A 22,784-nucleotide genomic window follows, 5' to 3' on the forward strand; every position below is an offset into this window, starting at 1 on the left:
TTCAATCCCTCAAGGATGCTTGGAATCGCTGTTTTAACGCCTCTACGCATTTTGCGACGGTAGCGGCAATTTCCTCTTCTTCCAGTGTACGCGTGGTGTCTTGCAACACCAGACTGATCGCGAGGCTCTTATAACCCTCGGCAACACCCTTACCACAATACACGTCAAATAAGTTTACGCCAACTACCTGATTTGCGCCAACTTTCTTACATTCAGCCAAAACATCTTCCGCCGGCACATTTTCAGCCACCACAACCGCGATATCACGGCGGTTTGCCGGGTAGCGAGAGATCTCGCGCGCCTGCGGGATCAGGCGCTCTGCCAGGGCATTCCAGCACACCTCAAACACCACGGTACGGCCGTTGAGATCCAGTTTGCGCTCCAGCTCCGGATGCACCACGCCAATGAAACCAATGCGTTCGCCGTGCAGATACAGCGCGGCGCTCTGCCCCGGATGCAGAGCATCGTGGGCTTCGGCGCGGAACTGCACCGCATCCAGTTTACCGGTCAGCTCCAGCACCGCTTCCAGATCGCCCTTCAGATCGTAGAAATCGACGACCTGACGCTCGATGCCCCAGTGCTCTTCCTCGCGATGACCGGCGATCACCCCAGCCAGCATCACGTCCTGGCGGATCCCCAGATTCGCGCTCTCGTCCGGAACAAAGCGCAGGCCGCTTTCAAACAGACGCACCCGTGACTGCTGGCGATTCTGGTTATAGACCACGGCGCCCAGCAGACCGGTCCACAGCGACAGGCGCATGGCGGACATATCGACGGAGATCGGGTTCGGCAGGATCAGCGGCGACGTCTGCGGGTGCAACAGCGCCTGAACTTTAGGATCGACAAAGCTGTAGGTGATGGCTTCCTGATAGCCGCGATCGACTAGCAGCGTCTTGACCCGCTTCAGGGGCAGATTCGCCTCACGGTGCGCGGTCATCACCAGATCGGCGCGCAGCGGCACATCCGGAATGTTGTTATAGCCGTAGACACGCGCCACCTCTTCGATCAGATCTTCTTCGATGGCCATATCAAAACGCCAGCTCGGCGCGACAGCCTGCCACCCGCCGTCCACGGCCGTGACCTGGCAGCCCAGACGCTGCAGAATATCCAGCACCTGCGCGTCATCGATATGATGGCCGATCAGACGATCCAGTTTGCTGCGCTGCAGCGTAATGTTGGCCGGCTGCGGCAGGTAGGCATCGTTGGTCACATCGATAACCGGACCGGCCTGGCCGCCGCACAGCGCCAGCAGCAGCTCGGTCGCACGCTCCATGGCACGCTGCTGCAGCTGCGGATCGACGCCGCGCTCATAGCGGTGCGACGCGTCGGTGTGCAGCCCATAGCGACGGGCGCGGCCGGTAATCGCCAGCGGGTTGAAATAGGCGCACTCCAGCAGCACGTCGCGGGTTTCCGCGTTAACGCCGGAGTGCTCGCCGCCGAAAATGCCGCCCAGCGCCAGCGCCTGCTGATGGTCGGCGATGACCAGCGTATCGCTGCTCAGCGTCGCCTGGCTACCGTCCAGCAGCGTCAGGGTCTCCCCTTCACGGGCCATACGCACCACGATACCGTCCTGCAGACGGCTGAGATCGAAGGCGTGCATCGGCTGCCCCAGCTCCATCAGAACGTAGTTGGTCACGTCCACCACCGGATCGATGGAGCGAATGCCGCAGCGACGCAGCTTTTCGCTCATCCACAGCGGCGTTTTCGCCGTTACGTCGATGCCGCGCACCACCCGGCCAAGGTAGCGCGGGCAGGCTTCCGGCGCCTCAACGGCGATCGGGAAACGGTCATCGATGCTGGCCGCTACCGGCGCCGTCTGCGGCATATTCAGCGGCAGGCGGTTAAGCACCGCGACATCGCGGGCAACGCCCAGAATACCGAGGCAGTCGGCACGGTTAGGGGTCACGCTGATTTCGATCGCGTGGTCATCCAGCTGCAAATATTCCCGCAGATCGCAGCCGATCGGCGCATCCTGTGCCAGTTCGATGATGCCGCTGTGATCCTCACAGATGCCCAGCTCGGAGAAAGAGCACAGCATCCCTTCGGAGGGTTCGCCGCGCAGCTTAGCCGCTTTGATTTTGAAATCGCCCGGCAGAACGGCGCCGATGGTAGCCACGGCCACGCGCAGCCCCTGACGGCAGTTCGGCGCGCCGCAGACGATATCCAGCAGACGCTCGCCGCCGACGTTGACCTTGGTGACCCGCAGCTTATCGGCATTGGGGTGTTGATGGCACTCGACCACCTCACCGACCACCACACCGTGGAAAGCGCCGGCAACCGGCTCTACGCCGTCCACTTCCAGGCCGGCCATGGTAATTTGCTCGGACAATGCATCGCTGCTGATGGCAGGGTTTACCCACTCGCGCAACCAAAGTTCACTGAATTTCATGTGTTAATCCTGCCTTATTTGAACTGTTTGAGGAAACGCAGATCGTTTTCGAAAAATGCGCGCAAGTCCGTGACACCGTAACGCAGCATCGTCAGTCGCTCCATGCCCATCCCGAAGGCAAAGCCGGAGTAGACCTGCGGATCGATGCCGACGTTGCGCAGCACGCTGGGGTGCACCATGCCGCAGCCCAGCACCTCCAGCCACTTGCCGTTTTTCCCCATCACATCCACCTCGGCAGAGGGTTCGGTAAACGGGAAGTAGGAGGGGCGGAAACGGATCTGCAGATCCTGCTCAAAGAAGTTGCGCAGGAAGTCGTGCAGCGTCCCCTTCAGGTTGGTAAAGCTGATATCTTTATCCACGATCAGCCCTTCCATTTGATGGAACATCGGGGTATGGGTCTGATCGTAGTCGTTGCGGTAGACGCGACCCGGCGCGATGATGCGGATCGGCGGCTCCTGCTGCTGCATGGTTCGGATCTGTACGCCGGAGGTCTGGGTGCGCAGCAGACGGGTCGCATCGAACCAGAAGGTATCGTGGTCGGCGCGCGCCGGGTGATGGGCCGGAATGTTCAGCGCATCAAAGTTATGGTAGTCGTCCTCGATCTCCGGCCCGGTAGCAACGGCAAAGCCCAGCTCGGAGAAAAAGGATTCAATGCGTTCGATGGTGCGCGTAACCGGGTGCAGGCCACCGTTTTCCATCCGCCGACCCGGCAGGGAGACATCGATGGTCTCCTGCGCGAGGCGGGCATTCAGCGCCGCCGACTCCAGCGCCGCCTTACGGGCGTTCAGGGCCTCCTGAACCTCCTGCTTGGCCTGGTTGATGACCGCCCCGGCCGCCGGACGCTCTTCTGCCGGCAGATCGCGCAGTGACGTCATTTGCAGCGTTAAATGACCCTTCTTACCCAGAAACTCGACGCGTACGCTATCCAGCGCGGCGACGTCCTGGGCACTCTCTACGGCTGCCTTCGCCTGGGCAACCAACTCGGCGAGATGTGACATGACTTTCCTCTTCTTCCGGCCAGTATGGCCCGATGGTCGATGTTGAGCGATGACGGCTCATCGTACTACGGCGCGCCGCTTCGCACGCCGCGCAACGCGCGGCGATAATAAAAAAAAAGCCTCCACGAGGGAGGCTTTTGGCGCTATTTTCCGTTTCTTTTCTTATGCGCAAAGCCTCCTGACGATCAGGCGCTAAAGTAAAAAAAGAAACGGAAAATAGCAGCGTTCATGCTTGCGTTACCTTGAACATTCAGAACGTATTGAAATCTCTGTCTATTGAAAGATCCAGCGCGGAGAATGTCAATAAATTATCGCTAGCCCTGCGCAGTTCTGGCGAACAATGCTTCAGGCTCAAAAGCAAAAGAGGGAGCAAGCTCCCTCTTTCATCTGACTTACGCCAGAGCCGCTTTCGCTTTTTCAACCAGGGCGGTGAACGCCACTTTGTCGAATACAGCGATGTCGGCCAGGATCTTACGGTCGATTTCAACAGAAGCCTTTTTCAGGCCATTGATGAAACGGCTGTAAGAAATGCCATTCTGACGGGCAGCAGCGTTGATACGTGCGATCCACAGCTGACGGAACTGACGCTTACGCTGACGACGGTCACGGTAAGCATACTGGCCTGCTTTGATCACTGCCTGGAAGGCAACACGATATACGCGCGAACGGGCACCGTAGTAACCTTTCGCCTGCTTCAATACTTTCTTGTGACGTGCACGTGCAATCACACCACGTTTTACGCGAGCCATATGCTCTCTCCTAAAGTCTTATTCTTGATTCAAAAAAAATTACTTATGCGTACGGCAGGCACGCTACAACCAGACCCAGATCGCCTTTGGAGACCTGAGACTTCGGACGCAGGTGACGCTTACGCTTGGTAGATTTTTTGGTCAGAATATGACGCAGGTTAGCATGTTTACGCTTGAAACCACCACCGGCGGTTTTCTTAAAGCGCTTGGCCGCGCCACGCACAGTTTTAATCTTAGGCATTTCGATTTCCACTTCGCATTGTTAATTACAACGAATCAGTGAGGCGAACGGTTCTACGGTCGGAAAACCGAACCGCAGAACCCTTACTTGAGAGCCTTACTGTTTCTTCTTGGGAGCGAGCACCATGATCATCTGACGGCCTTCGATCTTCGACGGGAAGGACTCGACCACTGCCAGTTCACTCAGATCGTTCTTGACGCGGTTAAGCACTTCAATACCGATCTGTTGGTGCGCCATTTCACGACCGCGAAAACGCAGCGTGATCTTGGCTTTATCGCCATCTTCCAGAAAGCGAACCAGGCTGCGGAGTTTTACCTGGTAGTCGCCATCATCGGTGCCAGGACGGAATTTGATTTCCTTGATCTGGACAACTTTCTGTTTTTTCTTCTGCTCTTTGCTAGCCTTACTCTTCTCATAGAGGAATTTGCCGTAATCCATGATACGACAAACCGGCGGTTCAGCGTTGGGGCTGATTTCGACCAGGTCGACGCCAGCTTCCTCGGCCTTCTCAAGAGCTTCTCTCAGACTGACAATACCAATCTGCTCGCCATCCACACCTGTCAAGCGAACCTCTTGGGCGCGAATTTCCCCGTTAATACGATTAGGACGCGCCGTTTGAACTCGTTTTCCGCCTTTAATACCTTATTCCTCCAACTGATGAAGACTACGGCTGCGAATCTCTTGCTGCAGCTTCTCGATTACGTCGTCAATGCTCATTACGCCCAGGTCTTTACCACGGCGTGTACGCACTGCCACTTTGCCGGCTTCGACTTCTTTGTCACCGCAAACCAACATGTAAGGGACGCGACGTAAAGTATGTTCGCGAATTTTAAAGCCAATCTTCTCGTTTCTCAAGTCTGATTTTGCGCGAATACCGGCGGCCTGCAGTTTTTTGCTCAATTCTTCGACATATTCAGCCTGAGAATCGGTGATATTCATCACTACGGCCTGTACCGGCGCCAGCCACGTTGGGAAGAAGCCGGCAAACTCTTCGGTCAGAATACCGATAAAGCGCTCCATGGACCCCAGGATGGCGCGGTGGATCATCACCGGCACTACGCGTTCGTTGTTTTCGCCAACGTAAGAGGCGCTCAAGCGACCCGGAAGAGAGAAGTCGAGCTGCACGGTACCACACTGCCAGGCGCGATCCAAGCAATCATGCAGCGTAAACTCGATCTTCGGCCCGTAGAAGGCGCCCTCACCCGGCTGATATTCAAATGGAATCCCGTTCTCCTGCAGCGCTGCGGCCAGGTCCTCTTCCGCGCGATCCCAGATTTCATCGCTGCCGATGCGCTTCTCCGGACGGGTTGACAGTTTCACCACGATTTTCTCAAAGCCGAAGGTGCTGTACATGTCGTACACCATCTTAATGCAGCTGTTGACCTCGTCGCGGATCTGCTCTTCGGTACAGAAAATGTGCGCATCGTCCTGGGTAAAGCCACGGACGCGCATCAGGCCGTGCAGGGAGCCTGACGGCTCGTTGCGGTGGCAGCTGCCAAACTCGGCCATGCGCAGCGGCAGATCGCGGTAGGACTTCAGCCCCTGGTTGAAGATCTGCACGTGACCCGGGCAGTTCATCGGCTTGATGCAGTATTCACGGTTCTCTGATGAGGTGGTGAACATCGCATCCTTGTAGTTTTCCCAGTGGCCGGTTTTCTCCCACAGCACGCGGTCCATCATGAACGGACCCTTCACTTCCTGGTACTGGTACTCTTTCAGCTTCATGCGCACAAACGCTTCCAGCTCGCGGAAGATGGTCCAGCCGTCGTTGTGCCAGAACACCATGCCCGGCGCCTCTTCCTGCATATGGTACAGGTCGAGCTGCTTACCGATCTTGCGGTGGTCACGCTTGGCCGCCTCTTCCAGACGCTGCAGGTAGGCGTTCAGCTGCTTCTTGTCTGCCCAGGCGGTACCGTAGATGCGCTGCAGCATCTTGTTATCGCTGTCGCCGCGCCAGTAGGCGCCAGAGGACTTCTGCAGCTTGAAGTGGTGGCAGAAGCGCATGTTCGGCACGTGCGGACCGCGGCACATGTCGACATACTCTTCATGATGATACAGGCCGGGGCGATCGTCGTGACTGATGTTCTCATCGAGGATCGCCACTTTGTACGGCTCATCGCGGGCGACAAAAGCGTCACGCGCCTCTTGCCAGCTGACTTTTTTCTTGATGACGTCGTAGTCTTTTTCCGCCAGCTCATGCATACGCTTGTCCAGGCGATCGAGATCTTCCTGGGTCAACGTGTGATCTAAATCGACGTCATAGTAGAAGCCGTTGTCGATCACCGGGCCGATGGCCATTTTCGTTTGCGGCCACAGCTGCTTGATAGCATGTCCCAGCAAATGGGCGCAGGAGTGACGCAGAATGTCTACCCCTTCCTGATCCTTGGCGGTAATGATGGCGACCGTTGCGTCGGCATCGATGAGATCGCAGGCGTCGACCAGCTCACCGTTGACGCGGCCGGCGATACAGGCTTTTGCCAGACCCGGGCCGATATCGCGGGCGATGTCCATGACAGAAACGGGGTGGTCGAAATGACGCTGACTGCCGTCAGGAAGCGTAATAACAGGCATTTGAATTCCTTATCTACAGTGGTGACCCACACGACAGGTCACATATAGAAAAAAGTTTTGTTGAGTTTCAAGGATTGTCGGTGCGTTCCTGCTCTACTTAGCAAGACGCGTACGCTGCGTCATCAACGACGCTACGGATAACACAGCGGACTAACACCGCACCGGGCAATATTACCCCCCTGCGGCCGCAATTGCCAACCGCAATCCCGGCCGCGAAAGGGATTGCCCTACTCCGGCACCCGCTCGCCGCGGATCAGGTGCAAAAAGTGAATGTGCTTCTCATACTGATCCAGAATATCGTGCAGCACCTGCTCCTGGGTCCAGCCCATCAGATCGTAATCCTGGCCGCCCTCTTTCAGGTACACCTCGGCGCGGTAGTAGGCCTCATCCTCGCGCGGGCTATCCTCCTCATCCAGCCCGGCCATAGCGAAGGCGGGCTTGCGATAGGTACGCGGCCGCACGCCGTAGCAAAAATCCATATCATCGCCAAAGTCGACCCGCAGACTCAGGCGATCGTCCGCCTCCTCCGTCAGGCTGGCCGACTTGCCCTGCCGCCCCAGCTCCTCCTGCACCATCAGCATCGCCGGGCGGATCACCTCGGCAATAAAGCGGCGCACCTGTGAGCGCTTCGGATAATAGACGATATTGCGCAGGCGGCGCTGCCAGGGGATCGGATTACGGCTGGCCGGCGGCGCAATGGTGGTCATCTGCTGACTCTCCTTTTTATAGATATCGACCCGCAGCGCCTTGAGCAGACCATAGATCGCCAGCAGCAGGATCAGCGCAAACGGCAGCGCGCTAGCGATAGTGACGGTCTGCAGCGCGCGCAGTCCCCCCGCCAGCAGCAGGACGATCGCCACCACCCCCATCAGCGCGGCCCAAAAGATACGCTGCCACAGCGGCGTATGCTTGACGCCACCGGAGGCCAAGGTATCCACCACCATCGCCCCGGAGTCGGCCGAGGTGACAAAAAACACCACCACCATCACCATGGCGATAAACGACAGCGCCGTCGGGAACGGAAAGTGCTCCAGGAAGTTAAACAACGCCAGCGAGACATCCGTCTGCACCGTCCGCGCCAGATCGGCGGCGCCGCGGTGGGCGATCAGATCGATGGCGCTATTGCCGAATATCGTCATCCACAGCAGGGTAAAGCCAGCGGGGACCAGCAGCACGCCGGTCACAAACTCCCGGATGGTTCTGCCGCGCGATACGCGGGCGATAAACATGCCGACAAAAGGCGACCAGGAGAGCCACCATCCCCAGTAGAGCAGCGTCCAGCCTCCCAGCCAATCGCTCGATTTAGGCTCATAGGCATAAAGATTGAAGGTCTTGCTAATAATCTGCGACAGATAGCCACCGGTGTTCTCAACAAAGGATTTGAGCAGCAGCACCGTCGGCCCCAGCGCGGCGACCAAGATCATCAGCAGCACCGCCAGCCCCAGGTTCAGCTCCGACAGCATACGGATACCGCGATCCAGCCCAGAGACCACCGACAGCGTCGCCAGCGTCGTGATCCCCACGATCAGCGTCACCTGTACGCTGGCAGAAATGGGCAGGCCAAAGAGATGATTAAGCCCGGCGTTCACCTGTAGCACCCCGTAGCCCAGCGAGGTGGCCACCCCCAGAACGGTGCCGATGACGGCAAAAATATCGACCGCATGGCCCGCCGGGCCATAGATACGCTCGCCGATCAGCGGATACAGCGCGGAGCGCAGAGTCAACGGCAACCCGTGACGATAGCTAAAGAAAGCCAGGATCAGGCCGACGATGGCGTAGATGGCCCAGGCGTGCAGGCCCCAGTGGAAAAAGGTCAGCGTCATCGCCTGCTTTGCCGCCGCGACCGTCTCGGCGCTGCCCTGCGGCGGCGATAGATAATGCATGGCGGGCTCCGCCACGCCAAAAAACATCAGCCCGATCCCCATGCCGGCGGAAAATAGCATGGCAAACCAGGAAAAATAGCTAAACTCCGGCTCGGCATGATCCGGCCCAAGCTTAATGCAGCCATAGCGTGAAAAGCCTAAGTAGGTCACGCTTAACAGAATTAATGCGACGGCTAAAATATAAAACCAGCTGGCGTTGGTAAATATCCCTTGCTGTATGGCTTGAAACCAGCGGTCCGCCTGCTGCGGTAACATCCCGGCAAACAGCACAAGCGCAATAATGAGGACTGCTGAAATAATAAAGACGGGGGGGTTAATCGTTCGACGTTGATTCTCAATATTCGTGCCATTATGACTCATGTTATACCCTCACGTTGAGTTTATAATGCGCGCAATTTACTCATCCTTAATGTGAAAATTACCCGGTTAAAATGAACGTCCACGGCAAAAAAAATAGCGGACGATGGCGTAAGAACGGCAAAATCATAAGGAAAAACATGGTTGATTTCAATGAATACAGCTAATTTTACAGAAATGATGGGCGAAACAACCCGCGCTATCACGGCGCGGCGGCCCCTTATCAGCGGGTGCTCGGCGGCGTATTTTACGGCGATAATCTAGCGCAAAATGGGGCGATAATTAACCGCGCTAGCCCGACGATCATGATGGCATCCCCCCCATTATCCCCGGCGGCGTTGAGATGCGGTAGCCGTGGCTAGCCCCCTCGAATCCGGGGCCTCCCCGCTAACGCATGGCCTGCGCCATGCGCGTTTCTCCGGCCTCAGGCTATCCCTATGCCCCGCGCGACGGGGGGAGACGACGCGTTACGTCGCCGGGGGTATCCCACCCCGGCGCATCCGGACTCAGTGCGGCTGCAGCAGCGCAAGCAGACGCTCCGCCGCCGTATTAAACGCCGCAAGCGCCGTATCGTTAACGCCCTGCGGCGTGATCCCCTGCATCGCCGTACGCCATGTCGCGATGGTCTCCTTCAGCGCATCGCGCTGCGCCTGGCTGGTGAGCATGGGGTAGACCGCCTGATACTGGGCATCGATAATCTGGCGCGACGCCTGTAAGATCTGCGTACTGCAGGCGCTGATGCGATCGCGCTCAGGCAGGGCGTCGCTGTGGGCCAGCCATTGGCCGGCGACGAAGTTTCGCGCCTGGGCATGCTGAGAGAGATGGCGCATATTGACCACCAGATCCGCCGCCGTCTGTAACGGGGGAAACGCCTGCGCCTGCGGCACATCGCACTGATAGCTGCTGCGCAGCGTCTGCGGCACGCTCTCCGTCGCCTGCGGGCCCGCGCTGCAACCGGCGAGCAGACACACCGCCAGCAGTGAAAGATATTGTTTCATCACATATTCCTCGCTAGGTAGGCCGCGATAATAGCAAGCGTACGCCACAACTCAATGTCTACGGTAAAATTTCCCGACGCAATACAGGACGCCCCCGTTGCGCAAGGCGATCACGTCCGTGCGCAAAAAAAGAGACAGATCAGTGAGCTGTATCACACTCGACCGCTGGAGATTCCGCTATGTTTATTTCATCCGAGGCAACGAAAGGAGTTAAATGGCACATTTAATTACGTTCGTGACGGCAGTGAGTTGTAGCACCCAACGGACCCTCGTCTTGGCCAGCCCGGAATATGCCACTGAGTAAGCGGCGCGGGATTTCTGCCTCGCGGTGGTCATGCCCTTAATATGTAGCACTCAATTATCTGAGGCCTCATTCGTGAGGCCTCTTTACGTTTTTATGCGCGAGTTCACTCCCGCATTCCCCGCGCTTAGCGCAGCCACTCACCGTATTATTCGCGATGCCCCGCTTCCTCCCTGCCGCGCTAGCGTCTCTCAGCTCAGTCACCGCATAGCCTTCGACCACGGCGATATCGACACACGCGAAAAAATAAAAGCCCGGCACATCCCGGGCTTTTATTTAAAATACTTATTCTGGCGCGCCGCGTTTATCTCTTTTCTCCGCCCGCCTTTCCTTCAGCGTCTTCTCTGCTTTTTTCTTGGTGGCCTTATCCTTTCCTCTACTCATAAACACCTCGCTTATTTTTGATAGTACTCAGTTTCGGGAAACCAAACTTCTGCATATCTGCAGATTCATTAATAGCAAAGGCAAAAAATAAAAACAAGATCATCTCTGGTAGTTAACCTGTGCATACAACAATCCCCCGCCCCCTTTGCGCGCTGGCGGATATCGGCGCCGCGAACAAGGGAAAAAGGCTCGCCCATCTGACTGATTATGATAATATTTCACTAATTTTCTACCGTGAGCGCCGCAGGCTGGCGCCGGACCTAAGGAGTTGTCATGCGTCTGCTAAAAACCACCCTGATCCTGTTGATTGTCATCTATCTGTCCATGCTATTCAGCGGCTATGGATTTCTGATCAGCAGCCGTAAAAACCTAGGCGGTCTGGGACTCCAGTGCCAATATCTGACCGCCCGGTCGCTGGTAACGCAGACGCAGATCCACGATAGCAACGGCGTCATCGGCATCGCCGAGTGTCCGCTGTTTAAAGCCATCAGCGGCCCCTTAGGCCAGTAGCCTCACCACGAGGGCGCGCGCGCCGTCCTCAGATAATCCCGCGGGCGCGCTAGCCCGCGGCCGTCACGCTCATCAGGCGCCTAACGGCCATTCACACGCCCTGCTCAAGCGGACGTCGACGCGGCAGCGCGCCAGGAGAATAAAAAATAAAACGCACTGAGGCCATAAACGATAGATAGCACCTATTCAAACAATACTGATAACCCTTTAGCTATCCTCCCATCCCTCTCCCTATACTGACACAAAAAGTACGTATTATTGCGCTGTCTGACTGAATAAACGACGTAAATCAATGGGAGAAATAATAATGAACGTGACCCCGCTGAATAACACCGCTCTGGACGCCACTCTGGCGACCACCCGCAACGATCTGGCCCCGGAAATCAAGCAGCAGACCATCGCCCAGCTACAGCCGCTGGTCGCTGAGTTCATCGATCTGGCCCTGCTGACTAAGCAGGCGCACTGGAACATGAAGGGAAAAAACTTTATCGCGGTACATGAAATGCTAGACGGCTTTCGCACCGCGCTGCTGAACCACCAGGATATTTTCGCCGAGCGTATCGTTCAGCTGGGCGGCATCGCGCTGGGGACGCTGCAAACGACCGCCGCCGCCTCATCGCTGGCCGCCTACCCGCTGAATATTACCCGCGTCCGCGAACATCTGTCCGCCCTGGCAGAGCGCTATGCCGTCGTCGCCAACCATACCCGGGCGGCGATTAGCGCCACCCAGGATGAGGACAGCGCAGACATGCTGACCGCCGCCTCGCGCGATCTGGACAAGTTCCTGTGGTTCATCGAGGCCCATCTGGCCGATTAATCCTCGGCGATCCGCTTGCGACGCGGGGCGGCGAATGTCCCCCGCGTCTTTCTTTATCCACATCCACGGCGCATTAAAATGAATGCGGCTGTGGGTGGTGGGCCTCGATATAAGCCACGATCTCGGCGACATCGCTCGCCTGGCAGAGTTCGGTGCCATGGCGCAGCGTCGCCGCGGTTCCGGCCGCAACGCCGCCGATCGCCAGCGCGCTCAGCGATCCTCCCTGAGCCAGCTGCAGCGTCATCGCGGCGACCATACTGTCGCCGGCCCCCACCGTCGTCAGTGCCTTAATCGGCGGCGGCGTCACCTGAATCCAGGCCTGGCGATCGACGGCAATCGCCCCCTGCGCCCCCAGCGAAACCACCACATACTGTGCGGCGCCCTGTAATACCAGCGCGTGGGCCGCCTGCAAAACCGAGGCCGGCTGGGTCATATCTCGACCGCTCAACGTCGCCAGCTCCTTTTGATTGGGCTTAATCAGCGTCAGTCCCCCTTGATTCACCGCCGCCATCAGGGCATCGCCCGAGGTATCGACGACACAGCGAATACCGCGCTGACGAATGTGCTGCAGCAGCGCAGAAAACCGCGACGGCGTAATGTTCTCCGGCAGACTCCCACTCACCACCAAGAGGGCATCGGTGGGGATCTGATCCAATCGTTGCGCCAGGAGATCGAACTCCCGCGGCGTCAGCGCCGCGCCGGGCATCACAAAACGGAACTGCTCGCCGGTCGCCGTCGCACTGACATGCATATTCTGACGCGTCCAGGCCTGCGCCTCGATCGTATCGACCGCCACCCCCTCCGCCAGCAGCAGCGTGGTCAAGTGCGCGCCGGTCGATCCTCCCGCCGGATAGATGGCCACGGCGCCGCCGCCCATGCGCTGAATGGCCCGGGCCACGTTGATCCCACCGCCGCCCGGTTGGTAGATGGCCTGACTGCAGCGTAGCTTACCCTCAGGATATATTTTGGCCGTGCTGGTCGAACAGTCCAGCGAGGGAGACAGCGTAAGGGTATAGATAGGGTTCATATGCGCTCCTTAATCGGTAGAGTTCGTTTCAGCGTAGCATGCCTCACATTCCCCGGATCGCGATAGAGGATCCCGCTAAGCGTAGCCGATCGATATTGTTAACTAAATAGCGGAAATTCTGACTGAAACGTGTCGAAGTATAGGGAATGGTGTTATAACAGAAAGGTCAGCCTAGGCTGAACAGAGCAAATTGATGGATTTATGTAGGGAGCCTGTATGAAGCGAATCATTAAAGGCGATACAAACTTCTCTCACCTTGTTGTTGCCCATGCGGCCATCGACCAACATGCAAACGCCTTCGGCCGCACCCGTCAGGGATGGCCTTGCATCTACCACCTTAAATACCGAGATAAACTCATTGCCGTAGAGGTCGTCACCCGACGACAGTCCTATGTCGCGACCGTCATGGTCGGCGCCCGTAATCTGACCAAACTGTGCGGTATGCCAACCGCAGCCTAAAAACCAGGGGCACACAGAGCGCGGTGCCCCACGCCGAGTAGTTCCATCCTCCCCCTGGGTACCACGGTGCACTGTCGGTTCGAAAATCGTGCGTGGCAGCGTTGCTTGCCAGCCACTACCTGTAAATAACTTCATCAATAACAATGAATTAACTTCATGCCATGAATATAACCTTGCAACTCAGTCGCAACGGCGCTTAAGTAACTAGGCAACCTACCCAACGATAGTTAAAGAGAGGCTACTATGAGTAAGGGAATGGATAGCAAAAAAAATGCTAAGAAAAAACCGCAGAAAACGCTGGTGGAAAAGCGCGCGGCAAAACGCGCTAAACGCGCCCACACGGAGGATGTGGTAGAATAAAAACGGCAGTTATTCTTGGCAAATAAACCCGCTACGGCGGGTTTTTGTATTCTATGCAGGTGCAGAAGATCCGCAGCGCCGATCCCGCGAGGCGTTTGGCGTGCAGGTCGCATGACATCCCTCCGCCGGGCATTGACGGTGAGGCGCCGTCTTTCGCTTCCCCCCTATTGGAAAATAATCACCATCGACGCCCCCCAGACCTAAGACAACTCTCACAAAACATCCGCCAAGGTCATCATGTTTATATCCCACCCCGCCACTTTCGAACCGCATCTTTTGTTAAAGACAGAGTTAAGAATTAATATAATAGCGGCGGGATATCGTTGACGTATCACACGGTTTATCACTCGCAATGGGCACAGCACAAATAATCAAACATGATTCTTATATACGCACAGAGTACCTAGCAATACACCATAGAATAATAAGAAAAGCATATCATGGTTTAATAATATTAATGAGTTGTATCAACAGCAACCGACGCAAAGGCTAAAGACGATAGAAAATCATAATGATTACTAAAGGATTTTTACAAAAAAAAGCCAACCCGAAAGGTTGGCTTAAAAGAAATCTTTAAGACACAGTAAAAATAAAGTGCAGTAACAATGATGAGATTTAAGTATACAACAACAATAGGAATAACATTGACATTTTGTGTGATCGTCAAAAATCCGAACAAACAGTCAACGCGCGATAGCGCAATGAATAATAAAACGTTGGTAGCTGCGCGGGCGCGCAAAAAACATACGTAATGTCATAAAATATGGTGCATTTTACATTTATACATAATTAATTACGCGATTTAATAAATTAAATGGAACTCTGCTTTTTATTTAGCTGAAAAAACACCTATCATTAGGGCGTGCCCGATGTGTTTACTTCGACAGATGGAACGCAATTTAGTTCTCACTCGTAGCACGAAAAGACAAAATAAGCAGTGGCATCTCATACCTGACCGCACCGGTCAGCAACTAAGAAGGAATATTATTGTGAAACGTAATCTGCTGGCAGTCGTTATTCCTGCTCTGTTAGTTGCAGGCGCAGCTAACGCTGCGGAAATCTACAACAAAGACGGCAACAAGCTGGATCTGTACGGTAAAGTAGATGGTCTGCACTACTTCTCTAGCGATAGCAGCAAGGATGGTGACCAGTCCTACGTCCGTTTCGGCTTTAAAGGCGAAACCCAGATTAACGATCAGCTGACCGGTTATGGCCAGTGGGAAGCACAGGCTAACGTTAACCAGCCCGAAAGCAACTCCTCTAACTTCTTCACCCGTCTGGGCTTTGCCGGCCTGAAGTACGGCAACTACGGTTCTATCGACTACGGCCGTAACTACGGCGTGCTGTACGACATCGAAGGCTGGACCGACGTGCTGCCGGAGTTCGGTGGCGATACCTCTGCCCAGACTGACAACTACATGGCTCAGCGCGCCAACAACCTGGCCACCTACCGTAACAACGGCTTCTTTGGCCTGGTTGACGGCCTGGACTTCGCCCTGCAGTATCAGGGTAAAAACGATGGCCACGCCTATGGCAAAGATGCTGATGGCTCCTACAGCTGGGATGGCGCTCCGCTGAGCAACAATGCGCGTGAGATCCAAGGCCAAAACGGCGACGGCTTCGGTATGTCCACCACCTACGATCTGGGCTGGGGCATCAGCGCCGGTGCGGCGTACACCACCTCTAACCGTACTACCGAGCAAAAATGGAGCGGCAACCAGGCTAACTCTAACGTTGCCGGCGGTAACAAAGCCCAGTCTTGGGGCGCCGGTCTGAAGTATGATGCTAACAACATCTACCTGGCCACCATGTACACTGAAACCCAGAACATGACGCCGTTCGGCTCTACCGGTATCGCTAACAAAGCGAAGAACTTCGAAGCCGTGGCCCAGTATCAGTTCGACTTCGGTCTGCGTCCGTCCATCGCCTACCTGCAGTCTAAGGCCTCTGAGCTGAACTCCTACAACGGCTTTAACGGTGGCAAGGCTGACCTGGTGAAATACGTTGACCTGGGTGCGACCTACTACTTCAACAAGAACATGTCCACCTACGTTGATTACAAAATCAACCTGCTGGATGAAAACGACTTCACCCGCGCGAACAGCATCAACACCGATGACATCGTTGCTCTGGGTCTGGTCTACCAGTTCTAATTCCACTCCGGTGGAAAGCAAAAAGGGGCCTCAGGCCCCTTTTTTTATCTGTCTCACGCCGAGTTCGGCTTAACGCGGCAGGCTCTGCTGCAAAAACGTCAGCAGTAGCTGGTTCACCCGCTGCGGCTGCTCCAGCGTACAGATATGCCCAGCCTCGGCCACCACCTCCTGGCGGCAGTTCAACATCTCAGCCATCAGATATCCCTCCAGCGGTGGGCGCGGTCGATCCTCTGCCCCCGTGATCACCAGCGCGGGCATCTGTAGCTGAGTCAACAGATCGCAGCGATCCGGACGTCCAAAGATCATTCGCCCCAGCGGAACAATACTGTCGCGTAGCCTCTCTGCGGGCAGCGCGGCCAGGCGCTGACTCAGCGCAGCGATCAGCTCGGGAGCCGGCGTCTGGCGGAAGAACAGCGGAGCGATCTGCGCCAGCAGCGGCGGCGGGATAGCGCCAGCCTGCTCGATAGCCTCCAGCATGGCAAAATAGCGCTGGTGCGTTACCTCCGGCTCGCGCCCTACGAACGTATCCATCAGGACCAGCGCCGCGCAGCGATCGCCGGCCAGCGCCGCCAGTTCGGCTCCCCACATTCCGCCGACGGACAGCCCCACCATCGCAAAGCGATCGATCCCCAGGCTGTCCAGCAGCGCCAGAGTATCCTGCGCAAGGCAGGTCAGCGAGCGGTGCCCCTCCGGTAACGCCGCAGAGCGACCGTGTCCCCACAGCTCCGGCACGATGACGCGGTAGTGGGCGCTCAGCGCCTCGATCTGCGGACGCCACATATCGGCATCGAACAGATAGCTGTGGCCCAGCACCAGCGGAAAGCCGCTGCCGTGGTCCTCATAGTACATATCGCGCTGGTGTAAATGCAGTATTGGCATACGACTCCTTGCTAAAGCTCACCCAAGCGGGTCTATTGTGTTACGCCGGACAGCGTTAAAATAAACGCATATTCCAACGCAATATCTTCATAGGCTTTAAAACGCCCCGATTTTCCCCCGTGCCCCGCCTCCATATCGGTGTACAGCAGCAGCAGGTTATCATCGCATTTCATCTCACGCAGACGCGCCACCCACTTGGCCGGCTCCCAGTATTGCACCTGAGAGTCATGGAGCCCGGTGGTCACTAAGAGATGGGGGTAAGCCTGTGCCTGGACCCCATCATAGGGGCTGTAGCGCCGCATATAGTGGTAGTATTCCGGATCCTCTGGATTCCCCCACTCATCGTACTCACCGGTCGTCAGTGGGATCGAGGCATCCAGCATGGTCGTCAGTACGTCGACAAAAGGCACCTGGGCGACCGCACCGCGATAAAGCTGGGGAGCCATATTCAGCACCGCCCCCACCAGTAGCCCACCGGCGCTGCCGCCCATAGCATAGACCTGATCGGCGGCGGCATACCCCTGGCGAACCAGCCCCTGCGTGACATCAATAAAATCATAAAATGAGTTCAGCTTGTGCAGCAGCTTACCGTCCTCATACCACTGCTGCCCCAGATCGGCGCCGCCGCGAACGTGGGCCAGCGCAAACACAAAGCCCCGGTCGAGCAGACTCAGGCGGCTGGTGCTGAAGCCGGGATCCATGCTGCTGCCATAGGCACCGTAGCCATAGATCAGGATCGGATTCTGTCCGCGCACAAAGCGATCGCGCCGGTAGACCAGAGACACCGGCACATCCACGCCGTCCCGCGCCCGCAGCCAGATACGTTCGCTGGCGTAGTCCTGCGGGCTAAAGTCCGCCACGCTCTGCTGCTTCAGCAGGCGCCGCTCACCGCTGTTTAAATCCAGCTCATAGACGCTGCCCGGCGTCGTCATCGATGAGTAGCCGTAGCGTAGTTTGGCAATCTCTGGCTGCGGGTTATAGCCCAGCCAGGTGACGTAGGTGGGGTCGTCGAAATGGATCAGCCGCTCCTCGCCGCCGTCGCGACGGATCTGGCGCAGCGTCGTCAAACCGTGGGTTCGCTCCTCCACCACCAGCCAGTCGTGAAACAGACAAAAGTCCTCTAGCATGACCGCATCGCGGGGCGGTACCAGCGTCTGCCAGCTCAGCACATCGCCATCCGGCCCACAGTACAGGGCAAAATTCTGCCCTTCCCGGTTAGAGCGGATATAAAACCGCGAGTCATAGTGCTCCAGCGAATACTCATGATCGCGCCTACGCGACAGGAAGCAGTGCGCCCGCGCCTCGGGGTCATCGGCATCCAGCAGCAGAACCTCGGAGGTCGTCGTGCTGCTGATATGGATCATCACGTAGCGCTGGGAGAGCGACTTCTCCAGCCCCAGGTAAAACGCATCATCCAACTCTTGATAGATCAGGCAGTCCTGGCTGCAGGGGGTGCCCAGGCGGTGGCGATAGACCTGATAAGGCAGCAGGGTCTGTGGATCCAGGCGGATATAATAAAAGGCGCGGGAGTCGTTACACCATTCGATATGCCCATCGCACCCGTCGATCGTATCCTCCAGCCAGACGTCGTCATCCGTCAGGGATTTTACGCGCAGCGTATATTGCCGCCGGGATACGGTGTCCTCGCTGACGGCCAGCAGGCGGTTATCCGGGCTGACCTCCAGTGCGCCCAGCGCATAAAAATCATGCCCCTCGGCACGCTGGTTAGTATCCAGCAGCAGTCGCCACCCCGTCTCACTCTCCGGGTTCGCCGACTCAGGCTGGCGCCAATATTCGGCATATTCGGCGGCGGGTCGGTAGCGGTGCTGGTAGCGGTAACCGTTGCGCACATAGGGAACGGAGGCATCCTGCTGGGGAATACGCGCTACCATCTCAGCCAACAGCGCCGATCGCAGCGCCGACTGCGGTGCCAGGCAGCGCTCGCTGTAGGCGTTTTCCGCGTTAAGGTAGGCTAACACCTGTGGATCGCTGCGGGTGTCGTCGCGCAGCCAGTAATAATCATCAACCCGGCGATCCCCGTGCGTCACGATCTCATAGGGATGTTTTGCTGCTTTTGGTGCCTTTTTCATTGTTAATGCCTAACGGATTCATCACACAAGCCATCTTATAACAGGGTGACACAATCCGCAGGCGGTGAAAACGCAAAAATACCGTCGTATGCCTGGGAAGATAAGCGGAATAAGGTGAGATAACGCGGCGGCTCACCCGCCAGAAGGCGACGCCGCTTCGTCGGCGTCACTCAAAATGTGGCATACGACCGCCAGCTGATGCGCGCTCAGAGGATGAAAAAGATAGGCACCCTGGAAATCGCGGCATCCCGCCGCCGACAGACACTCAAACTGCTGTACGTTGTCGACTCGCTGCGCGCAGCAGCGCATAGCCAGTTTATCCGCAAGGCGCAGCATCAGCTGAACCATCACCATAGCATCCGGGTGCGGCAACAGGCCGATCACCCCCGGCGGAATGTGCACCCGATCCAGCGGCAGCTGGTTCAGGGCTGCCAGTTGGCGATAGCCCTCGCCGTACTCCGCCAGCGCGGCCCCGTATCCCTGCTCGCGCAGAGTGTGCATGCCAGCCAGGCACGCGGGATCGGACAGCAGATCGTCACTTCCCTGCCAGATCAGCGCGATCGCCGCCGGCGTTAACCCATACTGGGACAGCTGTTGGGTAAAGGGCGCCAGCACGGCCTCATTCGCGGCGAGGCTCAGCGGTAGGGCCAAAGACAGGCTGAAGTCCGGCGTGACCTCGTTACGCAGCCGCTGTAGCAGCGGCAGCGCGCGCTCGGCTAACCAACCAAATAGCGCGGGCCCCAGTTGACAGCTCATCAGCGCGTCCATAAACCGCTCGGGCAATAGGATGCCATAGCGAGGATGCTGCCAGCGAATCAAAACCTCCGCGCCCTGGATGTGTCCGTGAACATTCCACTGCGGCTGGTACTCCAGATAAAACTCGTCGCTAGCGAGCGCATATTGCAGCCTGACCCGCAGCGCCTCAGCCTGCTTATGAGACGGCGCTACCGATCTGACATCACTTAAGAGATGGTAATGTTCACTATTCATTATGCTATCTAATTTTATTTTCCTCCTCATATGAGGAGTCACTGGTATTGACTGCGTGTAGTGTCAAAGTTGACAGCTTGCCATTATTACAACAAAAATTAATCGCTTCTAAAGTATCTGCTACGTCAGTATTTACTAAAGTGAATATTTATTATTCTGGAACATTGCATCAATCATCCTTGGTATATTAGCAAAGTTTATCTAATCCGGCGGATTCAGCCACTATTCTAGCCGATAGTGGATAAATGAATAGATATAATTAACCATGCACTTAGAGGGTAATATGGTAAGAGTAACTATATAATCCGATGATTTGCGACAAATCAGAATAAAAATCCTTCATATATCAAAAAATCAGGATTAGAATCTATTTTTATAGCTAAATATATTAATATGTCTATCAGATCACATTCGTGAAGGAATCGATACTTCGATCTTAACAATCTTGCGGCGTCTACGCGCCCGAGGTCCGCAGACGCGCGCGCCGTCCCCCCCTGCAGCAATACCCGCGCCACCGCGTTGAGCGCGCATTTTTTATGCTGGATAGCCGAACATAGGGGCTCGCCCCTAACTCGCCTGATACCGCCGCTGCGCTAAAGAGACTCGGGTAAAGCGCATCGTCTACCGTACCACTCCGCCCGACGGATAGCCAAACCCTCGGGCTACGCGATCGGCTTGGCCTATCCCCCGCCGCGGCGTCTGCCCCAGCGTATCGCCAGAGCAACGTCAGCCGAGGGCAAACGAATCAGCGGCGAATCACGCGTTCATTTCTCGGTGGCGCTCGTCAACGCGGCGCCGCAGGTGTCTCCTTTTCATCACAGAATAAAATATCGACGTTAAATAAAATATATATGATCAATTTAATTACGCATCCAACGCGAATCTCCATCCGAACGGCCGATTATACGGTGCGCCGAGATATCCATGGGCGTGAGATTTAAAACGGCGCGACGCAGGCAATAAATTACGCCGCGAAGTAACGCTCGGCGAGAGGGATAACCTCACCGATAGCACACCCGCACCAGAAGATATCGCTAGGCTACCGCAACATTATTTACGCGTGACACTATAACGATGAAGAACTATTTCATCGGCGTATCGATAAGACGTATATCTTACGCCGGATAGACACGGCCTCGTCCGGCCGGACATACCGGGCACCGCGGGAATATCGCGCGATAGCGCCTGTGGTAGACAGCCACGCTCACCAGGGCACCATAGCTCGGTAGCGATGGGCGCCACCGCTTCGATATATCAAAATAACTTATTAAATATAAGTAAGTTATGCGAAAAATGCATTAATAATCGCGCCGGCGCCTCCGAGGGGTTCGCCGCACACGCCGGTGATTCTCCGTGTGCACGATACGGGATATGGCGTCGCGGAAGAGGCCACCGCAGAGCGCGCCCCTTTTCGCTACCGACGCGATATTTCCTCGCGGGAAAAAGCGCATAGCAATAGCATCGTGTGCTGGGTTAATATATCTCACACAATGATTAGCCGCATACTGAAATAACCCAGGCGCCGCCGCTAAATTAACGCCCAGCGCGTACGACGATGCCCCACCGCCAATAGCATCAGCGATAAGGCGACTATTTCAGCCGGCCATCTCAGCCAGCAGATAGGCGCGTAGAATCCCCCATTGATGGATCCACAGGTAATATATTGTGCATATCATCGCGAAGCGTGGTCGCCGAAAAATAAACCAGAGCGCTAAGGTACTCCGCAGTGGAAAATAGGGCCGACGCGTCATCAAACGGCGCATCGCCGACGGCGGCAGCGCAACCGGCGGAAACGCGTCGGCGCCCGAGCCTCAGCCCGCCAGCGCGCGTACCAGTGAAAATGCGATGACATAGAGCCGATCGACCTGCGGATAGATCTCTTCGATCACGCTGCGCAGCCCATCCAGCGTCATATTCTCCTGAGCAGCATGCTGTGCGTTCAGCTGCGCCAGCGTCACCGGCGTCACGTCAATCACCTCAATCTCACAAAAGGGGAGCCCATCCTCGTAGCGTCCGACCGTGAGCCGCTGCCCCGGCTGAAAGTGGGACTCGCTGCCATCGCGGATGGTAATCGTCTTACGGCCGGCCAAAATATCGGCCTGGAAGCGGCGATAAAAAGTGATATCGGGTTTCATAGGTTGCTCCAGTGCGGTGATCTAGGGGAAAAGGCAGCATGATATCCTGCTGCCCCTCCCGCTGCCAATGTCGACATGCGCGCCTATCGAGGCCACGCTGGCCAAGGCGATACACTAGGCCACCAGCGTCTCTCCGATGGACTCTTCGCCAGCGGGCTCCGTCGGTGATGCATCCACCAGCGATGCTACGCTGGCCCCGCGCAGCAGACGCCCCAGGCTCTCTTTCTGCTCAGCCAGGTAAAAGCTCAGCGCTTCACGCTGCCCCTCCTCTAGCGTCAGCGGCGCCTGCGCCAGCCACTCGCTCAGGTTATCCGCCAAATCCAGCATCTTGTCATAGGCATCCGCCTCTTTCTTACTGGCAAAGGTCATTTTTTCTACCCCATCGCGCACCACAACATATTGAATATTTACTGCCATCTTACCCACTCTCGCCTGGACACTGTTTTTATATACAGTAAATGATTCCGGGGGCTATCTGCAAGCCTCCAGCGCA

Annotated in this window: 19 protein-coding genes and 1 other annotated feature; of the genes, 4 read left to right on the forward strand and 15 right to left on the reverse strand. The window is 56.5% G+C overall.

All coding sequences use genetic code 11. The features are described from left to right. Position 1: 1 nt before the first annotated feature. The 9 genes from pheT to BRD58_RS09465 form a co-directional block, all read right to left on the reverse strand. Positions 2-2,389, reverse strand: a complete 2,388-nt coding sequence (gene pheT, locus BRD58_RS09430; RefSeq protein ID WP_012848649.1) for a phenylalanine--tRNA ligase subunit beta — start codon at positions 2,387-2,389, stop codon at positions 2-4. Positions 2,390-2,403: 14 nt separating this feature from the next. Beyond that, positions 2,404-3,387: a phenylalanine--tRNA ligase subunit alpha gene (gene pheS, locus BRD58_RS09435; protein ID WP_012848650.1), complete on the reverse strand. Its 984-nt coding sequence runs from the start codon at positions 3,385-3,387 to the stop codon at positions 2,404-2,406. Between the two features lie 109 nt (positions 3,388-3,496). Continuing rightward, positions 3,497-3,622 (reverse strand) — a sequence feature (Phe leader region). Further along, the gene (pheM, locus tag BRD58_RS17915) at positions 3,573-3,617 is read right to left on the reverse strand and encodes a pheST operon leader peptide PheM (protein WP_106120997.1); all 45 of its coding nucleotides are present in this window, start codon (positions 3,615-3,617) and stop codon (positions 3,573-3,575) included. It overlaps the preceding feature by 45 nt. A 157-nt stretch (positions 3,623-3,779) precedes the next feature. Next, on the reverse strand, positions 3,780-4,136 hold the full coding sequence (gene rplT / locus BRD58_RS09440; RefSeq protein WP_015461533.1) for a 50S ribosomal protein L20: 357 nt from the start codon (positions 4,134-4,136) through the stop codon (positions 3,780-3,782). Between the two features lie 43 nt (positions 4,137-4,179). Beyond that, the gene (rpmI, locus tag BRD58_RS09445; RefSeq protein ID WP_005293643.1) at positions 4,180-4,377 is read right to left on the reverse strand and encodes a 50S ribosomal protein L35; all 198 of its coding nucleotides are present in this window, start codon (positions 4,375-4,377) and stop codon (positions 4,180-4,182) included. 96 nt (positions 4,378-4,473) lie between these two features. Further along, a complete protein-coding gene (gene infC, locus BRD58_RS09450; RefSeq protein WP_034163363.1) occupies positions 4,474-5,016 on the reverse strand; it encodes a translation initiation factor IF-3 in 543 nt (180 codons plus the stop codon). A gap of 3 nt (positions 5,017-5,019) precedes the next feature. Further along, positions 5,020-6,948, reverse strand: coding sequence for a threonine--tRNA ligase (gene thrS, locus BRD58_RS09455; protein ID WP_015461535.1), 1,929 nt, complete (start codon positions 6,946-6,948; stop codon positions 5,020-5,022). Between the two features lie 227 nt (positions 6,949-7,175). Continuing rightward, entirely contained in the window at positions 7,176-9,191 is a 2,016-nt protein-coding gene (gene betT, locus BRD58_RS09460) for a choline BCCT transporter BetT (RefSeq protein WP_012848654.1), read from the reverse strand. Positions 9,192-9,694: 503 nt separating this feature from the next. Then, complete coding sequence (locus tag BRD58_RS09465) at positions 9,695-10,186, reverse strand: hypothetical protein (RefSeq protein WP_073382519.1); 492 nt, start codon at positions 10,184-10,186, stop codon at positions 9,695-9,697. Positions 10,187-11,144: 958 nt separating this feature from the next. Here BRD58_RS09465 and BRD58_RS09470 point away from each other — a divergent pair. Together BRD58_RS09470 and dps are read left to right on the forward strand one after the other, a co-directional pair. Next, the gene (locus BRD58_RS09470) at positions 11,145-11,381 is read left to right on the forward strand and encodes a YobH family protein (RefSeq protein ID WP_069578662.1); all 237 of its coding nucleotides are present in this window, start codon (positions 11,145-11,147) and stop codon (positions 11,379-11,381) included. Positions 11,382-11,688: 307 nt separating this feature from the next. Beyond that, on the forward strand, positions 11,689-12,198 hold the full coding sequence (gene dps / locus BRD58_RS09475; protein WP_015461537.1) for a DNA starvation/stationary phase protection protein Dps: 510 nt from the start codon (positions 11,689-11,691) through the stop codon (positions 12,196-12,198). Positions 12,199-12,271: 73 nt separating this feature from the next. On the opposite strand, the gene pfkB is transcribed toward dps, so the two are convergent. Next, positions 12,272-13,225, reverse strand: coding sequence for a 6-phosphofructokinase II (pfkB, locus tag BRD58_RS09480; protein ID WP_015461538.1), 954 nt, complete (start codon positions 13,223-13,225; stop codon positions 12,272-12,274). A gap of 216 nt (positions 13,226-13,441) precedes the next feature. Here pfkB and BRD58_RS09485 point away from each other — a divergent pair, with 216 nt between their 5' ends. Both BRD58_RS09485 and ompC read left to right on the forward strand, forming a co-directional pair. Then, a complete protein-coding gene (locus tag BRD58_RS09485; protein ID WP_012848661.1) occupies positions 13,442-13,684 on the forward strand; it encodes a DUF4060 family protein in 243 nt (80 codons plus the stop codon). A gap of 1,349 nt (positions 13,685-15,033) precedes the next feature. Then, on the forward strand, positions 15,034-16,197 hold the full coding sequence (gene ompC / locus BRD58_RS09490) for a porin OmpC (RefSeq protein ID WP_012848664.1): 1,164 nt from the start codon (positions 15,034-15,036) through the stop codon (positions 16,195-16,197). 69 nt (positions 16,198-16,266) lie between these two features. Here the strand turns inward: ompC and BRD58_RS09495 are convergent, their stop codons facing one another. The 5 genes from BRD58_RS09495 to BRD58_RS09515 all read right to left on the reverse strand — a co-directional run bounded on the left by BRD58_RS09495 (position 16,267) and on the right by BRD58_RS09515 (position 22,708). Then, the gene (locus BRD58_RS09495; protein ID WP_073382522.1) at positions 16,267-17,076 is read right to left on the reverse strand and encodes an alpha/beta fold hydrolase; all 810 of its coding nucleotides are present in this window, start codon (positions 17,074-17,076) and stop codon (positions 16,267-16,269) included. Positions 17,077-17,108: 32 nt separating this feature from the next. Beyond that, positions 17,109-19,166: a S9 family peptidase gene (locus BRD58_RS09500; RefSeq protein ID WP_069578664.1), complete on the reverse strand. Its 2,058-nt coding sequence runs from the start codon at positions 19,164-19,166 to the stop codon at positions 17,109-17,111. A 132-nt stretch (positions 19,167-19,298) separates the two neighbouring features. After that, on the reverse strand, positions 19,299-20,156 hold the full coding sequence (locus BRD58_RS09505) for an EAL domain-containing protein (protein WP_073382526.1): 858 nt from the start codon (positions 20,154-20,156) through the stop codon (positions 19,299-19,301). Positions 20,157-21,967: 1,811 nt separating this feature from the next. Then, positions 21,968-22,291, reverse strand: coding sequence for a N(4)-acetylcytidine aminohydrolase (yqfB, locus tag BRD58_RS09510; RefSeq protein WP_012848670.1), 324 nt, complete (start codon positions 22,289-22,291; stop codon positions 21,968-21,970). Positions 22,292-22,405: 114 nt separating this feature from the next. Then, the gene (locus tag BRD58_RS09515; RefSeq protein ID WP_015461543.1) at positions 22,406-22,708 is read right to left on the reverse strand and encodes a YebG family protein; all 303 of its coding nucleotides are present in this window, start codon (positions 22,706-22,708) and stop codon (positions 22,406-22,408) included. Positions 22,709-22,784 lie beyond the last annotated feature (76 nt).

Source organism: Edwardsiella piscicida (assembly GCF_001896205.1).
Lineage (GTDB): Bacteria > Pseudomonadota > Gammaproteobacteria > Enterobacterales > Enterobacteriaceae > Edwardsiella > Edwardsiella piscicida.

Coding starts and splice junctions, on each gene's coding strand:
- pheT (WP_012848649.1), bottom strand. CDS start 2,389: ATGAAATTCAGTGAACTTTGGTTGCGCGAGTGGGTAAACCCTGCCATC.
- pheS (WP_012848650.1), bottom strand. CDS start 3,387: ATGTCACATCTCGCCGAGTTGGTTGCCCAGGCGAAGGCAGCCGTAGAG.
- rplT (WP_015461533.1), bottom strand. CDS start 4,136: ATGGCTCGCGTAAAACGTGGTGTGATTGCACGTGCACGTCACAAGAAA.
- rpmI (WP_005293643.1), bottom strand. CDS start 4,377: ATGCCTAAGATTAAAACTGTGCGTGGCGCGGCCAAGCGCTTTAAGAAA.
- thrS (WP_015461535.1), bottom strand. CDS start 6,948: ATGCCTGTTATTACGCTTCCTGACGGCAGTCAGCGTCATTTCGACCAC.
- betT (WP_012848654.1), bottom strand. CDS start 9,191: ATGAGTCATAATGGCACGAATATTGAGAATCAACGTCGAACGATTAAC.
- BRD58_RS09465 (WP_073382519.1), bottom strand. CDS start 10,186: ATGAAACAATATCTTTCACTGCTGGCGGTGTGTCTGCTCGCCGGTTGC.
- BRD58_RS09470 (WP_069578662.1), top strand. CDS start 11,145: ATGCGTCTGCTAAAAACCACCCTGATCCTGTTGATTGTCATCTATCTG.
- dps (WP_015461537.1), top strand. CDS start 11,689: ATGAACGTGACCCCGCTGAATAACACCGCTCTGGACGCCACTCTGGCG.
- pfkB (WP_015461538.1), bottom strand. CDS start 13,225: ATGAACCCTATCTATACCCTTACGCTGTCTCCCTCGCTGGACTGTTCG.
- BRD58_RS09485 (WP_012848661.1), top strand. CDS start 13,442: ATGAAGCGAATCATTAAAGGCGATACAAACTTCTCTCACCTTGTTGTT.
- BRD58_RS09495 (WP_073382522.1), bottom strand. CDS start 17,076: ATGCCAATACTGCATTTACACCAGCGCGATATGTACTATGAGGACCAC.
- BRD58_RS09500 (WP_069578664.1), bottom strand. CDS start 19,166: ATGAAAAAGGCACCAAAAGCAGCAAAACATCCCTATGAGATCGTGACG.
- BRD58_RS09505 (WP_073382526.1), bottom strand. CDS start 20,156: ATGAATAGTGAACATTACCATCTCTTAAGTGATGTCAGATCGGTAGCG.
- yqfB (WP_012848670.1), bottom strand. CDS start 22,291: ATGAAACCCGATATCACTTTTTATCGCCGCTTCCAGGCCGATATTTTG.
- BRD58_RS09515 (WP_015461543.1), bottom strand. CDS start 22,708: ATGGCAGTAAATATTCAATATGTTGTGGTGCGCGATGGGGTAGAAAAA.